We start from the raw sequence: 17,212 nt of genomic DNA, 5'->3' as shown, positions 1-17,212 counted from the left end.
TCATCGGCGGTGCCGGTGGGCACCCTGACCGGTGCGCCCACCCCGTCGCGGTCGGTGCGCGACGGGGTGGGCGGGTGGTGCGGGCGGTGCTGAGGTGGTGCTACTGCGTGACGTACTCGGTGAAGTAGATGCCCATCACGTCGTGGTGGTAGGCCTCGATGATCTTCTTCTGCAGGTCGGCCTTGAGGGCGTCCCGGGCGGTGGTGACGTCGGCGGGCTGGGCCTGGGAGAACTGCGAGATGAGCAGGTCCAGGGCCTTGGAGCCGTCGGGTGCTCCACCGTGCCCGCCACCGCCGGCCGCCTCGGTGAACTGCAGCGCGATGCCCACCTTGAGGTAGCCGCCACCGGCCAGGTTCACCGCGACCGGTTCCAGGGTGAGGACGGTGCCCTCGACCGGTGCCGCCTCTGCCTCGCTGCCGGAGAACACGAAGAAGTACAGCGCCGCGCCCACGGCCAGCAGCGCGACCACCGCGATGATCAGGATCTTCTTCTTGCCGCCCTTGGCCTCCTCCCCGTCGGCGGGCGCCTTGTCGTCCTTCTCCTTGGTCTTGGTGCTCATGGCCTCGCTCCTCAGTTCTGGGCTGCGTCGATGACGGGCAGCAGTTGGTTGGCGGCGCTGGACGCGTCGGACAGGACGACGACGTCCACCCGGCGGTTGACGGACATCGCGTTCGGGTCGGAGTCGGGCAGCAGCGGCTTGGTGCTGCTGTAGCCGGTGGCCGACATGCGGTCCTCGGCCACGCGGCCCGTGGTGGTGATGTACTCGACGATCACCGAGGCCCGGTCGGTGGAGAGCTGCCAGTTGGAGGAGTACCGACCGCCGGGGGTGACCGGCAGCGAGTTGGCGTGACCCTCCACCGCGATGTCCTGCGGGAGCCCCCGCAGGGTGGGGGCGATCGCGTCCAGCACGCTCTTCCCCGGTGCCCGCAGCACGGCCTGCTCCGCGTCGAACAGGAGCTGGTCGGCGATCACGTGCACCACCAGCCCGCGCTCGGTGATCTCGAACTTCGCCGCGTTCGGGTAGCCGGCCGCGTCCAGGGCCGCCTGCAACGCAGCCTTGGCCGCAGCCAGCTGGTCGTAGGTGGCCTGTGCTTCGCGCTGCGTGGCCTCGGCCGCGGCTGCGGCTGCCTTCGCAGCTGCGGCTGCTTCCTCTGCGGACTGCTCGGCCTTGCTCTCCGGCACGTCCTCGGTCACCTGCACCGGGGACGGGTAGCCGTCGAAGACACTGGCCTCGCTCGACGCGCCTTGGCCCATCGAGGTGATCGGGGCGCCGAAGCTCTCGGCCAGCCCGGTGGCGAGCTGGTCGAACTTCTTCGCGTCCACCTGGCTGATCGCGAAGAGCACGATGAAGAGCACCATCAGCAGGGTGACCATGTCGGCGTAGGAGACCAGCCACCTCTCGTGGTTCTCGTGCTCCTCCTCCTCGTGGTGCTGCGCCCGGCGTCCCTTCTTGGGGGCGTGCCCGCCGCCGCTCACGTCCGCCGCCCGTGCACGGTCGTGGTCATGCCGCGGCCTTCGCGGCCTTGGCGAGCTCGCTCGGTGGGATGAGGGAGGTCAGCTTCTGCCGCACGGTGCGCGGGCTGGTGCCGGCCTGGATCTCCGAGATGCCCTCGACGAGCATCATCATCTGGGCGGCCTCCAGGTCGCTGTTCCGGGCGATCTTGGCGCCCATCGGCAGCCAGAAGACGTTCGCCGAGAGCACGCCCCAGAGGGTCGCGATGAACGCCGCGGCGATCAGCGGGCCGAGGCTGTCGGGGTTGCTCAGGTTCTCCAGCACGTGGACCAGACCGACGACGGTGCCGATGATGCCGACCGTCGGGGCGTAGCCGCCCATGGCGGTGAAGAACTTGGTGGCGACCTTGTCCTCGGCCTTCTTCGCCGCGATCTCGGCCTCCAGGACGGCGCGCAGGTCCTCCGGGTCGGTGCCGTCGATGCTCATCTGCAGGCCGCGCTTGAGGAACGGGTCGTCGATGTTCTTGACCTCGGCCTCCAGCGCGAGCAGGCCCTCCTTGCGGGCCTTCTCGGCCAGGCTGACCAGCGTCTGGATCTTCTCGGTGATCGGCGGCACCTTGGGGGGCATGAGGCCCTGCTTCATCCAGGCGCCGATCTTGCCGACGTCGGACATCGCCAGGCCGGCGATCGCGGCGCCGAACGTGCCGCCGAACACGAGGATCAGCGGCGGCAGCAGGAAGATCGCCAGCGGGCTGGACCCCTCGAGGACCATCATGATCACGAGGGAGACCAGGGCCAGGACGATCCCGATGATCGTGGCGGGGTCCATGGGTCAGCGCTCCTCGCGCATCGGGAAGGCGAGCACGGCGGGAGCGCGCGTGTCGTCCTCGGTGGACGGGTCCTCGAGCACCGGGGCCGCGTAGGCCCCGACGTCCATCAGGTGTGCCGTGTGCAGCACGCTGGCGCGGAAGTCGCGGATCTGCCGGATCACGTGCGGCACGCTCTCGGCCACGATGTACTTCGTGTCGTCCAGCAGCGTGATGACGGTGTCGGGGTGTGCTTCCACGCGCTGGATGAGGTCGGGGTTGACCGCGAACTCGTCCCCGTTGAGTCGCGTCACGCAGATCACGGTGGTCCTTCTTCCGGCTGGGGGTGGCGGGCCTCGGGGGCCCCTCTGTGTCATCGGTCGTGGGGTGGTGCGGGTGTAGCCGATCGCCCGGTCCGTCCCCGTCGGACGGCGACGGACCGGGCGCTCGTTCCCGCCGAGATGGCCATGAAGGCGCCGCCAAGATGGCCATTAGTGCGGCGCCAAGATGGCCATCTTGGCGGGAGGGGAGGGGGTCAGCGCTTGAGCTGGACGAGCTCCTGCAGGATCTCGTCGGAGGTGGTGATCACGCGGCTGTTCGCCTGGAACCCGCGCTGGGCGATGATCAGCCCGGTGAACTCCTCGGCCAGGTCGACGTTGCTCATCTCCAGCGAGCCGGACGCCAGGGTGCCGCGGCTGCCGCTGCCACCGATGCCGATGAGCGGCTGACCGGAGTTGTCGCCGGACTTGAACGAGCTGGCGCCGGACTTGACCAGGCCGCCGGGGTTGTTGAACGAGGCGATGGCCAGCTGGCCCAGGGCCTTGGTCTGGCCGTTGGAGTAGGTGCCCTGCAGGACGCCGTCGTCGGTGAGGCCGAAGGACTGCAGCGTGCCGGTGGTCATGCCGTTCTGCACCGTGCTGTCGACGCCGGACTTCTCGCTGAACTGGGTCATCTTGGAGAAGTCGACGACGACGGGCGTGCCCCAGTTGGCGTACGGGTTCGGGGTCGCGGCCGAGGTGGCGGTGAAGGTGGTCGTGCCCGACGCCGGCGCCGTCAGCTTGCCGGTCGCGTCGAAGGTCAGGTTCACGGGCGTGAAGCCACCGACGGCGGTCCCGGTCGAGTCGTTCATCGACATGGTCCAGGCGTTCGGGCCGGTCTTGGTGAACGAGTAGGTGAACGTGAGCTTGTTGCCCTGCTTGTCGAACATGTCCACCACGCTGGTGACGACGGCACCCGGGACCGCGGGCGGCCCGACGATCGGGTTCGCGGCCGAGGCGTTGAGGTTGCCCTTGATCGCGTTGGTGCTGGTGGGCACCGGCGGCAGGATCTGGCCGAAGGGCATGGTCAGGCTGTCGATCGGGCCGGAGGTGTCGATCTTGCCGTTGGCGTCGGCGGTCCAGCCCTGCAGCAGCGCGCCGTCCGGGGTGACCAGGTGGCCGGTGCCGTCGTAGGTCATCGAGCCGGCCCGGGTGAACAGCTGGTTGTTGCCCTGCGCGGTGACGAAGAAGCCGTCGCCGTTGATGATGAAGTCCTCGACCCGCCCGGTGTTCTGGGTGGAGCCCTGGCCGAAGTTGGTGGTCACGCCGGCGACCTTGACGCCGAGGCCGACCTGGGTCGGGTTGGTGCCACCGGTGTCCTCGGTGGGGGCGGAGGCCGCCCGCACCAGCTGGGACAGCGTGTCCTGGAAGACGACGCTCTGGGTCTTGTAGCCGACGGTGTTGACGTTGGCGATGTTGTTGCCGGTCACGTCGAGCTTGGTCTGGTGTGCCTTGAGGCCGGCGACGGCGGAGAACATCGAGCGCAGCATGGTTCTTCTCCCGGTGAGAGGGGTGGACGACGGAGGGGCGGTCAGGCGGCGGGTGCGCCGCTGCCGCTGTCGGACTTCGAGTCGCTGGTGGTGCCGGTGGCTGACGTCCCTGTCGTGCCCGTGCTCCCGGTGGCCGACGTCCCTGTCGTGCCGGTGGTGGTGCCGGACGGCGACGTCGGTGTCGCGCCCGTGGTCGGGGTGGCGGCCTTCGCGTCGGCGGCTGCCTTCGCGTCCGCGGCGGCCTTGACCTCGGCTGCCTTCGCGTCGGCCGCGGCCTTGGCGTCGGCGACGGCCTTGGCCTCGATCGCCGCGGCGTCGGCGGTGGTGATGGTGGTGACCCGACCCAGCGGGACGGCGACCCCGTTGACGACGGCCTCGGCCTCCTTGGCGTCGGTGCCGATCCGCACCGAGGTGACCAGGCCGGTCTTCGCCGTGCCGTCGGTGGCGGTGTAGGCCACCGTGTGGCCGACCATCGCGCTGGCGGTCAGCGTGCGCTGGGAGGACATCAGCGTGGCGTTCTGCTTGACGAGCTCCTGCAGCTTCTCCACCTGGCTGAAGGTGGCGGTCTGCGCCATGAGCTGGCTGCTGTCGGCCGGCTTGGAGGGGTCCTGGTACTTCATCTGGGCGACCAGCAGCTTGAGGAAGGTGTCCTTGTCGTTGGCCTTGGGGTTGGCCAGGGCGGTGGTGCCACCGCCGACCGACAGGTCGGGGGCGGCCTTCATCGCCGCGAGGGAGCTGGCCGACATGCCCGTGCTGTTGGTCGACGGGTTGCCGATCCGCTTGCGCATGGCCGCGTAGGAGCTCTCTGGCATGTTCGAGACAGGAGTGGTCATGGGAGGTCCTCTCGGTCAGGCGCGGACGTCGAGCCCGGTGGCGGCTGCCACGGACGCGGACGTGTCGGAGGTGGGGGAGACGGGCCCGGGCACGGCGCCGGGCGCGGGTCGCCACGGGCGGGTGCGGTCGTCGCCGGACTGCTGCCCGGAGCCGGCGCCGCGGCCGTCGCTGCTGCCGGCGGCGGTGCCGGGCTGCTGCTGACCGCTGTCGCCCCGGCCGTCGGCCCAGGCACGGGTGTCGGTGCTCGGGTCGACCTCGACCCGGGTGACGACGAGCCCGGCGGTGGTGAGGTCCTGCCGCAGGTCGGGGACGGCGTCGAGCAGGGCCAGGCGAGCCTGGTCGTGGGCGCCGCGCATGGTCAGCTCGACCCGGCCGTCGGTGACCCGGGCGTGCACGGCCACCGGTCCGAGGGTGTCCGGGGTGACGTGCAGGGTCATCTCGGAGCCGCCGTTCGCGGCACCGTGCAGGACCGCGAGCTGGCGGGACAGCTGCTGGGCGAGCTCGGGGTCGCGCGGCGCGGCGGTGGGTGCCGCGGTCGCGGTGACCGGCGCCGCCGTCGTCGTGGCCGGTGCGGTGCCGGACGTGACACCGCTGGTCGACGCTTCCGCGGGCACCTCGACTGCGGCGGCCACCGGTGCGGCCGGGTTCCGCGGCGCGCCGGTGAGGGCGGTGAGCGCGGACAGCAGCGGTGCCGGGACGACGGCAGCAGCGGTGGCCGTGGCGCCGGCGCTGCCGGCCGGCGCGGTCGCGGCGGCACCGTCGACGGGGGTCGGGGGACCGGCCAGGAAGCCGGCCGCCGCGGTCAGCGACGACAGCGACAGGCCGGGACCGGTGGCCCCGGTGGCCCCGGTGACGGAGACACCGGAGACCGAGACGCCGGACGCGGAGGCGCCCGCTGCGGTCGGGACGGTGGTCGCCTCGACGGCGGGGTGGCTGCCGGCGGGGTCGGTCGCCGCGGCGGCGGTGAGCAGCGCCGCCGGCAGCTGGGCCGCCGTGGGGACCGTCGTGCCGGGCACCGGCGCGGCGGCAGCGGCCGGGGCCGCCTGCGGGGCGGCCGCGGTGGCCGCGGCGGTGGGCTCCGTGGCGGCGGTCGCCGGTCGGGGGCCCGGCTGCGGGGCGGCAGCCGTCTCGAGGGCGAGGGACGCGGACGCCGCCGCCGCCGCGGACGAGCCGGTCGCCGCGCCGACGGACGCGACCGCGGCGACGTCCACCGACACCTCGGCGGTGACCGCCGGGGCCGGCTGCGTGACCGGGGCCCAGACGGCGACGGTGGTGGCCTGCTCCACCGGGGCCGTCGGCACCGGGACGTCGACGCGCTCGGTGCCGGAGACGGCGTCACCGGCGGCGTCGGCGGCGTCGTCGTCGACCGGACGATCGGTCGGCGTGTGCACCTCGTCGGCACGGTCCTGACTGCGGGCCGCGGGACCACGGGCCGGCCGGGCCTCCGGGCGGGGGCGGGTGTCGTCCCGCTCGCCGGCCTTCTCCGCCGCGTGCTCGCTGCGCGCGGCGGCCTTCTCGGCGGTGCGGTCGGCGGTGCGGTCGGCCTTGTCACCGGTCCGGTCGGCGGCACGGTCGGCGGCGCCGGACACCCGCTCGCGGGCCCGGTCGGAGGTGCGGTCGGGCAGGGTCGGCCGGGCCAGCGGCGCCCGGTCCAGGACGGGGCGCTCGGCGCGGGGCTCGGGCCGGGCGGCCGGGGCGTTCGCGGAGCGGGCGCCGTCGAGCAGGGCGGCGAAGGACACCGACGCCGACACGCCGGCGGCCGGGGCGGCCACGCGGGCCGTCACGGTGGCCGACGCGGACGCGCCGGACAGGGGGGCGGTCACGAGAGACCCGCCGCGGTGGTCTTGACCTTGGTCACGTAGGCCTGCGTCTCGGGGTAGGGAGGGATCCCGCCGTGGCGGGAGACGGTGCCCGGACCTGCGTTGTAGGCAGCCAGGGCGAGGTCGGTCGAGCCGAACTGGTCGGTGAGCTGGCGCAGGTAGCGGGCCGCGCCGTCGATGGCCGACGCCGGGTCCCGCGGGTCGACGCCGAGGCCGCGGGCCGTGGCGGGCATGAACTGCATGAGGCCCTGGGCGCCGGCCGGCGACACCGCGGAGGTGTCGAAGTTCGACTCGGTCTTGGCGACGGCGGCGAGCAGCGCGGGGGAGATGCCGTGGGCGGTGGCGGCCTTGGTGAACAGGTCGGCGTAGGGCACCCCGCGCAGCGGACCGGCCGCGGTGGCCGCCGCCGTGGCCGAGGTGGGAGCGGCGGCCTGCGCGGTGAGCCCGGAGAGCAGCGACGGGGTCTGGTCGGCCGGCAGGATGCGCCGGATCACGGTCGGCGTGCCGACGGCCTGCAGCTTGACGACCTCGCCCTCCTGCGGGGCGGCGATCATCTTGCCGTTGCCGGCGTAGATGCCGACGTGGTCGATGCCGGGGCGGGAGGACGTGTTGTCGAAGAACACCAGGTCCCCGGGCAGCGCCTCGGCCAGCGAGGCCACCGGGGTGCCCGCCGTCGCCTGCTGGGAGGAGGTGCGCGGGATGGCGACGCCGAGGTCGGCGTAGACCCGCTGGGTCAGGCCGGAGCAGTCCAGGCCCTTCGTCGGGTCGGTGCCGCCCCACTGGTAGGGGACGCCGAGGTAGGCGGTCGCCGCGGCCACCGCGCGGTCGCCGTTGCTGCTGCCGGTGCCCAGCAGCTGGCTGACGGCGTCGGAGGCGGTGCTGCCGCTGAGGCCGCTGGCCGTGGCCGCGCTCTGCCAGGTGGCCGCCGCCGAGCGCGCCACGGTGTTCGGCGTGAAGCGGGCCTGGATCTCACCGATCCGGCTCTGCACAGCACTCAGGCCGTCCACGTCGCCTCCTGCTCGTCGTCGGTGTCGGGACCGTCGTGCTGACGGCCGTCACCTACTCCATCGGCGTGTTGACGCGTGACCAGGTCGTCCACGGTGCGGATCTCTGCGACGTCGTCCGCGTGGGCCAGTGCGGCGGCGTGCCGCTCCTGCAGCCGCTCCAGGCCCTTGGTGCGCTGCGCGGCCGCCGTCCACCGGCTCCGGACCAGTGCCGACTGCTCGGCCTGGGCAGCCGCGAGCGCCCGCGCGGCCGAGGCGTCCTCGACCGCCATGTGCCCGCGGAGCAGGGCGTTGACGAAGGCGCCGGCGTCGCCGCTGGGAGGCGCGGCCGCCGTGCGCAGTGCCTGCTCCTGCGCGGTCGCCCGCTCGTCGGCGGCCGCAGCCTGGGCCGCGGCCTGCGCGGCGGCGAGGGCGGCGATCCGCTCCTCGCGGCGACGCAGCTCCAGCACCGGCGCCAGCCGGAACGCCTGGCGCTTCATCGCGTCACCGTCATTGCGTCACGACGTGGTGCAGCCGGGCCCAGGACTCCATCGGGTGCGTGAGGTCACCGGTGCCCTGCTGCAGGAACGCGTCGATGGCCGGGCTGAGCTGGCGTGCGCGGTCGACCACCGGGTCGGCGCCCTCCTGGTACGCCCCGATCTCGATGAGCTCGCGCACGTCGCGCAGCGCGCCCATGAGCCGCCGCACCTCCCGCGCGTCGGCCATCTGGGCCGGCGTGGTGACCGCCGGTGCGACGCGGGAGATCGACTCCAGCACGTCGATCGCCGGGAAGTGGCCGGCGGTCGCGAGCTTGCGGGTCAGCACGATGTGGCCGTCGAGGATCGACCGGGCGGTGTCGGCGATCGGCTCGTTGTGGTCGTCGCCCTCCACCAGCACGGTGTAGAGGCCGGTGATCGAGCCGGTGGTGGACGTGCCGGCCTTCTCCAGCAGCTTGGGCATCATCGCGAAGACGCTCGGCGGGTAGCCGCGGGTGGCCGGCGGCTCGCCCGCGCTCAGGCCGACCTCGCGCTGGGCCATGGCGGTGCGGGTGATCGAGTCCATCATCAGCAGCACGTCGCGACCCTGGTCGCGGAAGGCCTCGGCGATCCGGGTGGCGACGAAGGCGGCTTTGAGGCGCACCAGCGGCGGCTCGTCGGACGTGGCGACCACGACGACGGTGTTGGCCATGCCCTCGGGGCCCAGGTCGTCCTCGATGAACTCGCGCACCTCGCGGCCACGCTCACCGATCAGCCCGATGACCCGGATGTCGGCGTTGGTGCCGCGGGTGATCTGGCTCAGCAGCGTGGACTTGCCGACGCCGGAGCCGGCGAAGATGCCCAGGCGCTGGCCCTTGCCGCAGGGCACCAGGGTGTCCAGCGCGCGCACGCCGAAGGTGAGCGGCTCGTCCACCCGGCTGCGGGTCAGCGCGTTCGGCGTCTCGCTGGACAGGTCCACGTAGTCGACGGCGGAGGCGATCGGCGGGCCGCCGTCGATCGGGCGACCCAGCCCGTCGAGCACCCGGCCGAGCAGGGCCGTGCCCACCGGCACCTGCAGCGGGCGGCCGGTGGCGCGCACCGGCGCTCCGGCGTGCACGCCGGAGATGTCGCCGAGCGGCATGCAGGTGAGCCGGTCCCGGTGCACGGCCACGACCTCGGCCAGCAGCGGCCGGGCGGCCCCCACCTCGACGAGGTCGCCGACCGCCGCCACGACGCCGTCGACGCTCAGCGTGAGGCCCATCGCGCCGGTGACCGACCCGGTCACGGCCGGGCGGGCGGCGGCACGAGCCGCGGCCAGCGCCTGGAGCGAGCTCACGGGAGGAGCACCTGGCGCACGCGCTCGAGCGCCGGGCCGAGCTGGGCGTCGATCCGGCGCGGGCCGCTCTCGGCCAGCGCGCCGCCGCGCTCGACGCCGGCGTCCGGCACGATCGTCACGCCTGCGCGCAGCTCGGTGCGGTCGCCGGCGGTCAGGCTGGCCAGGTCCTCGGGGTGCAGGCGCACGACGACGGGCGCGTCGGCCGGGCACATGCCCAGCGCGCGCCGGACGGCGTCGCGGCCCGGGGTGGTGGCGGCGGCCAGCTCGCGGCCGAGCAGCTCGGCCACCAGGTCGAACACGTTGTCGGTGATCAGGTCGCTGACCTCGTCGGCGACGGGGGCGACCGCGGAGTCGAAGCGGGCGGCGGCGGTGGCCAGGGCGGCGGCCGCGCTGGACCACTGCCGCTCCCAGTGCTGGTGCACCACGGCGAGGCGGTCGGCGGCGGCCCGCTCGGCCTCGGCCACCGCGGCCGCCGACTGGGCGGCGCCGGCGGCGAGCCCCTGGGCGTAGCCGGCGGCGTGACCGGCGGCGCGCGCCTGCTCGTGCAGCCGGGTCAGCTCGTCGGCGTACACCTCGTCCAGCCGGACGGCGGGCCGCTGCCCGGCCATCGCGGCCCGGGGGTCGCCGGCAGCGGCGGCGTCCGCGGTGGTGCCGGCCGGCCGGGTGGCGCGGGCCCGCAGGTCGGGCCGCTGCTCGGTGGACGGCACCGGACGCGGGGCCGGCGCAGCCGAGGGCCGCGCCGGCGCGGCGGCCGGCGCCGGCGCGGGAGCCGACCGGGCTCCGCGGATGCGCCCACCGCCGGCGACGGACCCGATGTCGTCCTCGCCGGCGGCGCGGTAGGGGCGGGCCGAGGCTGCCGACTCACCCCGGAGCAGCGCGGACTCACGCAACGAACTCATCCTCGCCCCCGCGGCTGATCGTGAGGGTGCCCTGCTCCTCCATGGCGCGGATGACGGTGACGACCTTCGCCTGCGCCTCCTCGACGGTGCGGGCACGCACCGGGCCGAGCAGCTCCATCTCCTCCAGCAGGTTCTCCGCTGCCCGCTCGCTCAGGTTCCGGGTGATCTTGTCCCGCACGTCCGGGCGCACGCCCTTCAGCGCCGTCGCCAGGTCGTTGGCCTCGACGTCGCGGAGCACCAGCTGCAGCGACCGGTCGTCGATGGTGACGATGTCCTCGAAGACGAACATCTGGGCGCGCACCTGCTCGGCGAGCTCCGGGTCGGTGCTCTCCAGCCCGTCCAGGATCGAGCGCTCGGCCGGCCGGGCCGAGCGGTTGATGATCTCGACCAGTGCGCTGACGCCGCCCACCGAGGCGAGGTCCTGGTTGGTGATCATCGAGCCCATGCGACGGCCGAGCTCCTCCTCGACCATGCGCACCATGTCCGGGGAGGTGCGGTCCATCGTGGCGATGCGGTGGGCGACCACGCCCTGCATGTCCGGGGACAGCCGGGACAGCACCTCCGCGGACTGCGCGGCGGGCAGGTGGGCCAGCACCAGGGCGATGACCTGCGGGTGCTCGTCCTTGAGGAAGGTGACCAGCTGCCGGACGTCGCCGTTGCGCAGCGAGGCGAACGGGATCTCGGAGTAGACCACGTTGAGCCGGTTGAGCACGGCCTCCGCGCGGTCGGCGCCGAGGCCCGCGGACAGCATGTCCCGGGCGAACTCGAAACCACCGTGCCCGACGAAGCGACGGGCCTGCATGAGCTCGTGGAACTCCCCGAGCACCCCGTCGACGGTCTCCGGGTCCACCGCGCCCTCGAGCTTCATCAGCTCGCTGGTCACCGCCTCGACCTCGCTGGGCCGCATCTTGCTCATCAAGAGGCCGGCCTCCTCGGAGGAGAGCTGGGCCAGGAACATGGCCGCCTTGCGCAGGCCCGGGAGGTTGATCCGGGCCGTGCTCCGCGAGGCGGGCATGACGGCCGTGGACGGGCTGAGCAGCCCGGCCAGGTCCTCGACGTTGGCGATGGTCATCTCTACTTGGCCTCCGCGAACCAGCTGCGCAACATGACGGCGACCTCGTCGGGACGGTCGCTGATCATCTCCGAGATCTCACTGCGGACCCGCTCGCGCTGGGCCCCTTCCAGCTCGGCCTTGCGGGCGTCGAGGGCTGCGTCCCGGCTGCTCTCCACCCGCAGCCGCTCCAGCTCGAGCATGTGCTCGTCGGAGAGCTCGAGCTCCTGGTACTGCTCGTCCTCCTCCTCGGCCGCCCGGCCGCGGCGGGACCTCAGCCACACGATCAGCACGAGCAGGACGATGCCCAGGGCGATGGCGCCGGTCTTGACCAGCGACATCATCTGGGCCTTGGCATCGGCCGCCTCGGCCTCGGCCAGTGCGGCGGCCGCGTTCTCCGCCGCCGAGGTGTCGAAGGCGACGTTGGCGACCGTGATGGCGTCACCCCGGGTCTGGTCCAGGCCGACCGCCTGGCTGACGACGTCCTCGATGATGTTCGGGGCGGGCGGCGCGACGCCGGCCGAGGCGTTGTTCATGATCACCGACACGGTCAGCCGCTTGACGTCGCCGCCGGCGCTGTTGACGGTCTCGGTGATCTTGTCCACGGCGTTGTTCTTCGTGGTGTCGGTCTTGGTGTATGCCGACTCGCCGCCGGTACCGGCGCCGACCTGGTTCTCCGGGCCGAGCACCCCGCCGACGGCGTTGCCTCCGTCGCCGTTGTAGCCCTCGGTCTGCGTGGACTCCGACAGGGCCGGGGTGTCGTCGTTGTAGTCGTACCTCTCCTCGGTGCTGGCCCGCTCGTCGAAGTCCAGGTCGGCCCGCACGGCCACGACCGCGTTGCCGGGACCGGCCACGGTGTCCAGCATGCGCTGGGCATTCGCGGTGATCCGGGCCTCGTAGTCGGCCTCGGCCTGCGACTGGGCGTCGCTGCCGCCGGCGGAGATGCCGCTGCCGGCGGTGGACAGCAGCTGCCCCTCGGAGTTGGCGACGGTGACGTCCTTGGCGTCCATGCCCTCGACGCTGGAGCTGACGAGGTTGGTCACCGACTGCACCTGCTCACCACTGAGCTGGGTGCCGGCCGCGAGGTCCAGCAGCACCGAGGCGGTGGGCGTGCCCTGGTCGTCGGTGAAGACGGTGTCCTCCGGGATGGCCAGCTTCACCACGGCGGTCTCGACGCCGTCCATGGACTCCAGGGTCGAGGCGAGCTCGCCCTGCAGCGCGCGCTGGTAGTCGACCTGCTGCTTGAACTCGCTGGTGGTGATGCCCTGCTCGTCGAGCAGCGCGTAGCCGGTCTCCTCGCTGGCGGTGAGGCCCTTGCCGGCCATGGACAGCCGGAGGTCGTAGACCTGGTCCTTGGGCACCATGATCGTGCTGCCGCCGTCGGTGACCTCGTTCTCGACGCCCTGCGCGTTGAGCTCGTCGACGATGGCCGAGGCGTCGGCCGCGGCGAGGTTGGAGAACAGTGGGGCGTACGTGGGCTTGGTGATCCACTGGGTGAAGAACACGCCGCCGAGGAGCAGGCCGGCCACGAGCAGGCCGATGACGACCTTCTGGCCGACGCTGATGGTGGACAGGACCGAGCGCATCTTGTCCAGCTGGACGTTCATGGCGCCGGGCATCAGATCTGCATCCGCATGATGTCGTTGAACGCCTCAACGCCCTTGTTGCGCAGCGAGACGACCATCTCGGTGGTCAGCTGGGCCTGGGTGGCGGCGATCTGGTAGTCGTGCGCGTCCTGCAGGTCCCCGGTGGCGGCCTGCGCGGCCAGGGTGTCGGCCTTGCCCTGCACGGCGTTCAGCCGGTCGACCTGGCTGGTGAGCACGTCGGCGAAGCTGGCACCCGAGGCGGTGGTCGACGGGGTGCCGGCCGCGGCGCTCGTGGCGTCGGGGCCGCCGACGGCACCGATGGCCGGCATGGCGGGGAACGTCAGCCCGCTGATGGCGGAGGTCATGATCAGCCCTTCCCGAGCCGGAGTGCGGCTTCGTAGGAGGTGGTGGCGCGCTCGACGACGGCGAGGTTCGCCTGGTAGCCGCGCTGGGACATGAGCAGGTAGGTCATCTGCTCGCCGAGGTCGATGTCGGGCTTGCGCACGTAGCCGGCCTCGTCGGCCAGCGGGTTCTCCGGCTCGTACACCAGCAGGCCCTCGGCGCTGCCGAGCTGCGCGCCGGCGACCCGGACGCCGCCCTGGCCGGTGCCGTACTCGACGGCCTGGGCCTGGATGAACCGCTCCCGGAAGGCCGGCTCGTCGGGCGACGTCGCCGTGTTGATGTTGGCGATGTTGTCCGAGACCGCGTCCATCCACTTGCGGTGCACGTAGAGGGAGGAGCCCGCAGTGGTGATCGCCGAGAAGGTGCTCATCACTGCGTCCGCATGGCAGCGCGCAGCAGCGCGTACTTGCCGTCGAGGGCGTTGATGGCCAGCTGGTAGCGCAGCCCGGTCTCGGTGGCGGTCGTGACCTCGGTGTCGAGGTTGACGTTGTTGCCGTCGGTGCGCGTGGGCTGCAGCGACCGGGCGATCGAGCCGCTCTCCAGGGTGGCCCGCTCGCCGTCGGCGAGCTGGCTCTTCAGGGTCGACTCGAAGTCGGTGACGCCGGCCAGGAAGCCGGGCGTGTTGACGTTGGCGATGTTGTCGGCGGTGACCCGCTGGCGCTGGGACAGCCCGTCGAGGGCTGCGTGCAGGGCGACCTGGGTGCGGTCCTCGATGATCACGAGGCGCTTCCGGCACGACGGGGACAGCAGGGCACGGTGGGACCTCCGCAGGACGCCGCACGACGCTCAGGTCGTACGGTGAGATCGCCGTCCGTGGCGACAATGGGGTGCTCTCCGTGCACTGTCCTCATCGGCAGTCCGGGCCCGGACCGTGACGTCGCGCGAGCGGGAAACGCCTGGTCGGGCGGGCATACCCACCGATCCGGGTGATCACCGCGCGCTGTCCCCGACGGTGGGTGACGAGTTCGGGTGTGACGCAATGTCGGCTGGCGGGCGAGGTTGCTGCAGGCCCCGGGAACGACTGCGGCCCGGCCCCTCGAGAGGGGCCGGGCCGGTGTGCGGGGGAGGTGACGGGTGGCGAGCGGGATCAGATGGGCCGGTCGATGAAGGCGGCGATCGGCCGGCTCGGTGCGTAGGCCATGCGTGCCGCGACGTCGCGCTGCTTCTTGCTCTGCGTGATCCGCTCGACGATCTCCTCGGCGACGGCCAGCTGGTGCTGCAGCAGGCGGGCGGCCCGCTCGCGCAGGTCGTCGGGCACCGGGCCCAGGGCGTTCGGCGGGATCCAGTCGGTCATCCGCCGGCCCCACTCGACGATCGCGTCGGTGTCGACACCGGCGATGGCCCGCTGCGCGTCGATCAGCTCGCCCTCGAGGACGTCGAGCACGTCGGGCCAGCTGTCCGCCGGCGTCCCGACGCCGGGGGAGCGGCGGTCCAGGCTCATGCGCTCGCCATGGCGAGCGACGCGGCGGCCTCCCGCCAGGCGTCGCGCAGCGGCTCGACGATGGTGCGGCAGTCGGCCACCTTGCGGACGTTGCCCTGCACGTTGGCGAGCACGAGCTCGCCGAGCAGCCAGCTGTACAACGCCGAGAGCCGCGGGCCACCCTCCCAGGCGTCGACGTTCAGGCTCTCGCGCAGCTCGAACACGATCGCCTGCGCGTTGCGCAGCGTGTCGTTCGCGGTCTGCCGGTCGCCGCTGCCGAGGGCGGCCTGGGCGCGCTCCAGGTCCAGGGCGAGCCGGTCGTAGAGCATGACGAGCAGGCGCTGGGGGGAGGCGGTGGACACCGTGTCGCTGAGGTAGCGGGCGCGAAGGGAGGCTGCACTCATCGGGGGAGCTCCTGGGTAGAGGGGTGGTGCTTCGCAGGGGAGTGCGTCATCGACGGGACCAGCTGGGCAGGTTCGCCAGCTGACCGTCCAGCCAGCTGGACTGGTTCTTGAGCTTGCCGAGGCTGGTCTCGAGGGCGGTGTAGTACTTCTCCAGGGACAGGGTGCGGCTGGCCAGGCGAACGTCCCAGGCGTCGATCCGGCCCTGGAAGTCGGTCGCCGCGCTGTCCTTGTTCTTGGCCAGCAGGGTCAGCGAGCCGGTGGTGGCGTCGCTGGCGCCCTTGGCGATGGTGAGCATCCGCGCGGCCAGCCCGTCCACGGCGGGGACCGCGGGGGAGCCGACCACCGGCGGGGTGGCCATCGGGTCGGCGATCACCTCGGCCTTGGCCAGCGTGCCGCCGACCAGCTTCTGCGCGAGCGCGGGGTCCGCGGCCAGCGCGGTGCTGAACTTCGCCGCGTCGAACGTGAGGCTGCCGGTGCGGGTCAGCGAGATGCCGACCTCGGCCGCGGAGCGCCCGCCGATCGCCGAGGAGACCGCGTCCAGGATCTGGTTGGCCAGGCCGCGCAGCGTGCTGTCGCCCTTGAGCAGCGCGGTGGTGCTCTTGTAGTCGGTGAGCGAGGTGATCGTCTTCAGCGCCTCGTTGGCGGACTCGATCAGAGTCTTCACCTTGCCGGAGATCGCACTCGGGTCGCTGCTGACGCTGACCGTGACCGGAGTGGCTGCCGCGGCGGTGCTCACGGTCAGCGTGACGCCGTCCAGCAGGCCGGTGAAGGTGTTGCTGCTCGACGTCGCCTGGTAGCTGCCGCCGCCGGAGCCCACGGTGACCTGCGCGTCGATGCCCTGCTGGACAGTCGTGCCGAAGGTGTCCGCGCCGGCGGCGGCGGTGAACACCTTGGCCGCGCCGGAGTCCTTGGCGGTGAGCTGGAGCTTGAAGGTGGTGGCACCGACCTGCACGGCGGCTGCGGTGACCCCGTAGGTGCCGCCGTTGATCGCGGCGACGGTCTCGGCCAGGGTGCCGGTGGTGGCCACGCTGCCGGCCGTGCCGTCGGCGTTCGGGAGCGAGAGGGTGCTGCCGGACCCGCCGAAGGCGTCGCTGGTGGCGGTCCAGGTCCGGTCGCTGATGACCATGTGCCGCGCGGCGACCCGGTCGACGTTGAAGGTCAGGGAGGCGGGGGTGGCGGTCGCGGAGGCACTCACGCTGACCGAGGCGGCGGAACTGGTGGCCTTGGTGGCCTGGTAGGCGCCGGCGGCGGTGAGGGCCTCGGCTGCACTGCGCAGCGAGTCGAACCGGGTGTTGGCCGATCGGTAGGCCGTGGCGTCGGTCTTGGCGGCAGACTGGCGGTTCTTCAGCACGGTCTGCGGCTGCGCCTCGACGGCGATCAGCTGCTTGATGACGTTGGTGGTGTCCAGCCCGGAGACGAGACCGTCGATGGTGCTGTTGCTGGCCATGGGTGTGCCTCCGGGCTGTCAGGGGACGGACGGGGTGAGGGGGGAGGCCGAGGGCCTCCCCCCTCACCGTCGTCCAGCGGGTGTTCGTGCTGCTGGTGTCAGGTGGTGCTACCGCTGTCCGTCAGCTCACTGGAGCAGGCTGAGGATGCCCTGGGGGGCCTGGTTGGCCTGGGAGAGCATGGCGGTGCCGGCCTGGCTCAGGATCTGCGACTTCGTGAAGTTCGTCATCTCCTGGGCCATGTCGGTGTCGCGGATCCGGCTCTCGGACGCGGTCAGGTTCTCGACCGCGACGTTGAGGTTGTTGATGGTGTGGTCGAACCGGTTCTGCAGCGCACCGAGGTTCGCCCGGACCGTGGAGACCGTGCTGATCGCCTTGTCGATCGCCGTCAGGGCGTCGGCAGCACCGCTGCCACCGGTGAAGCTGACGGTGGCGGCGGCGACGTCGGCGGCCGAGGAGCTCAGGGCGAAGCCACCGCTGGTCATGTAGCT

At 72.7% G+C, this 17,212-nt stretch carries 20 protein-coding genes; all 20 read right to left on the bottom strand.

Going from position 1 to position 17,212, the window contains the following annotated elements:
* Window positions 1–100: 100 nt before the first annotated feature.
* On the bottom strand, window positions 101–559 hold the full coding sequence (locus G1H19_RS16325; protein WP_152730911.1) for a flagellar basal body-associated FliL family protein: 459 nt from the start codon (window positions 557–559) through the stop codon (window positions 101–103).
* Between the two features lie 11 nt (window positions 560–570).
* Complete coding sequence (locus G1H19_RS16320) at window positions 571–1,476, bottom strand: OmpA/MotB family protein (protein WP_162393078.1); 906 nt, start codon at window positions 1,474–1,476, stop codon at window positions 571–573.
* A gap of 25 nt (window positions 1,477–1,501) precedes the next feature.
* Window positions 1,502–2,281, bottom strand: coding sequence for a motility protein A (locus tag G1H19_RS16315; protein ID WP_152730912.1), 780 nt, complete (start codon window positions 2,279–2,281; stop codon window positions 1,502–1,504).
* A 3-nt stretch (window positions 2,282–2,284) separates the two neighbouring features.
* Window positions 2,285–2,572, bottom strand: a complete 288-nt coding sequence (locus G1H19_RS16310) for a flagellar FlbD family protein (RefSeq protein ID WP_235928152.1) — start codon at window positions 2,570–2,572, stop codon at window positions 2,285–2,287.
* A gap of 221 nt (window positions 2,573–2,793) precedes the next feature.
* Window positions 2,794–4,065 (bottom strand): flagellar hook protein FlgE, encoded by a 1,272-nt coding sequence (locus G1H19_RS16305; protein WP_152730914.1) that lies wholly within the window; start codon window positions 4,063–4,065, stop codon window positions 2,794–2,796.
* 41 nt (window positions 4,066–4,106) lie between these two features.
* Window positions 4,107–4,898 carry a flagellar hook assembly protein FlgD gene (locus tag G1H19_RS22695; RefSeq protein WP_235909995.1) on the bottom strand — a complete coding sequence of 264 codons (792 nt, stop codon included), beginning with the start codon at window positions 4,896–4,898 and terminating at the stop codon, window positions 4,107–4,109.
* A gap of 15 nt (window positions 4,899–4,913) precedes the next feature.
* Entirely contained in the window at window positions 4,914–6,722 is a 1,809-nt protein-coding gene (locus G1H19_RS24650; RefSeq protein WP_152730915.1) for a flagellar hook-length control protein FliK, read from the bottom strand.
* Window positions 6,719–7,726, bottom strand: coding sequence for a transglycosylase SLT domain-containing protein (locus G1H19_RS16290; protein WP_162393080.1), 1,008 nt, complete (start codon window positions 7,724–7,726; stop codon window positions 6,719–6,721). The genes G1H19_RS24650 and G1H19_RS16290 overlap by 4 nt, the downstream gene beginning before the upstream one ends.
* Window positions 7,714–8,202, bottom strand: a complete 489-nt coding sequence (locus G1H19_RS16285; protein WP_193616535.1) for a flagellar export protein FliJ — start codon at window positions 8,200–8,202, stop codon at window positions 7,714–7,716. Before G1H19_RS16285 ends, G1H19_RS16290 begins: the two co-directional genes overlap by 13 nt.
* Before the next feature lie 10 nt (window positions 8,203–8,212).
* Window positions 8,213–9,514: a FliI/YscN family ATPase gene (locus G1H19_RS16280; protein WP_162393081.1), complete on the bottom strand. Its 1,302-nt coding sequence runs from the start codon at window positions 9,512–9,514 to the stop codon at window positions 8,213–8,215.
* Window positions 9,511–10,404 carry a FliH/SctL family protein gene (locus tag G1H19_RS16275; RefSeq protein WP_235909996.1) on the bottom strand — a complete coding sequence of 298 codons (894 nt, stop codon included), beginning with the start codon at window positions 10,402–10,404 and terminating at the stop codon, window positions 9,511–9,513. The genes G1H19_RS16280 and G1H19_RS16275 overlap by 4 nt, the downstream gene beginning before the upstream one ends.
* Complete coding sequence (fliG, locus tag G1H19_RS16270; protein WP_152730917.1) at window positions 10,397–11,485, bottom strand: flagellar motor switch protein FliG; 1,089 nt, start codon at window positions 11,483–11,485, stop codon at window positions 10,397–10,399. The genes G1H19_RS16275 and fliG overlap by 8 nt, the downstream gene beginning before the upstream one ends.
* A 2-nt stretch (window positions 11,486–11,487) precedes the next feature.
* On the bottom strand, window positions 11,488–13,083 hold the full coding sequence (fliF, locus tag G1H19_RS16265) for a flagellar basal-body MS-ring/collar protein FliF (protein ID WP_152730918.1): 1,596 nt from the start codon (window positions 13,081–13,083) through the stop codon (window positions 11,488–11,490).
* Window positions 13,083–13,415: a flagellar hook-basal body complex protein FliE gene (gene fliE, locus G1H19_RS16260; protein ID WP_152730919.1), complete on the bottom strand. Its 333-nt coding sequence runs from the start codon at window positions 13,413–13,415 to the stop codon at window positions 13,083–13,085. Before fliE ends, fliF begins: the two co-directional genes overlap by 1 nt.
* A gap of 2 nt (window positions 13,416–13,417) precedes the next feature.
* Entirely contained in the window at window positions 13,418–13,822 is a 405-nt protein-coding gene (locus G1H19_RS16255; RefSeq protein ID WP_152730920.1) for a flagellar basal body rod protein FlgC, read from the bottom strand.
* Window positions 13,822–14,172 (bottom strand): flagellar basal body rod protein FlgB, encoded by a 351-nt coding sequence (flgB, locus tag G1H19_RS16250; RefSeq protein WP_235928153.1) that lies wholly within the window; start codon window positions 14,170–14,172, stop codon window positions 13,822–13,824. Before flgB ends, G1H19_RS16255 begins: the two co-directional genes overlap by 1 nt.
* 367 nt (window positions 14,173–14,539) lie before the next feature.
* Entirely contained in the window at window positions 14,540–14,893 is a 354-nt protein-coding gene (locus G1H19_RS16245) for a hypothetical protein (protein WP_152730922.1), read from the bottom strand.
* Window positions 14,890–15,276, bottom strand: a complete 387-nt coding sequence (gene fliS / locus G1H19_RS16240; RefSeq protein ID WP_152730923.1) for a flagellar export chaperone FliS — start codon at window positions 15,274–15,276, stop codon at window positions 14,890–14,892. The genes G1H19_RS16245 and fliS overlap by 4 nt, the downstream gene beginning before the upstream one ends.
* Before the next feature lie 46 nt (window positions 15,277–15,322).
* Complete coding sequence (fliD, locus tag G1H19_RS16235; RefSeq protein ID WP_152730924.1) at window positions 15,323–16,723, bottom strand: flagellar filament capping protein FliD; 1,401 nt, start codon at window positions 16,721–16,723, stop codon at window positions 15,323–15,325.
* 126 nt (window positions 16,724–16,849) lie between these two features.
* A partial coding sequence (locus G1H19_RS16230; RefSeq protein ID WP_268895386.1) for a flagellin occupies window positions 16,850–17,212 on the bottom strand: 363 nt, incomplete at its 5' end.

Origin of the sequence: Goekera deserti, assembly GCF_010685995.1 — a bacterium.
GTDB lineage: Bacteria > Actinomycetota > Actinomycetes > Mycobacteriales > Geodermatophilaceae > Goekera > Goekera deserti.
The sequence above is the reverse complement of the archived record's forward strand: the minus strand, read 5'-3'. Positions and strand labels throughout refer to the sequence as shown.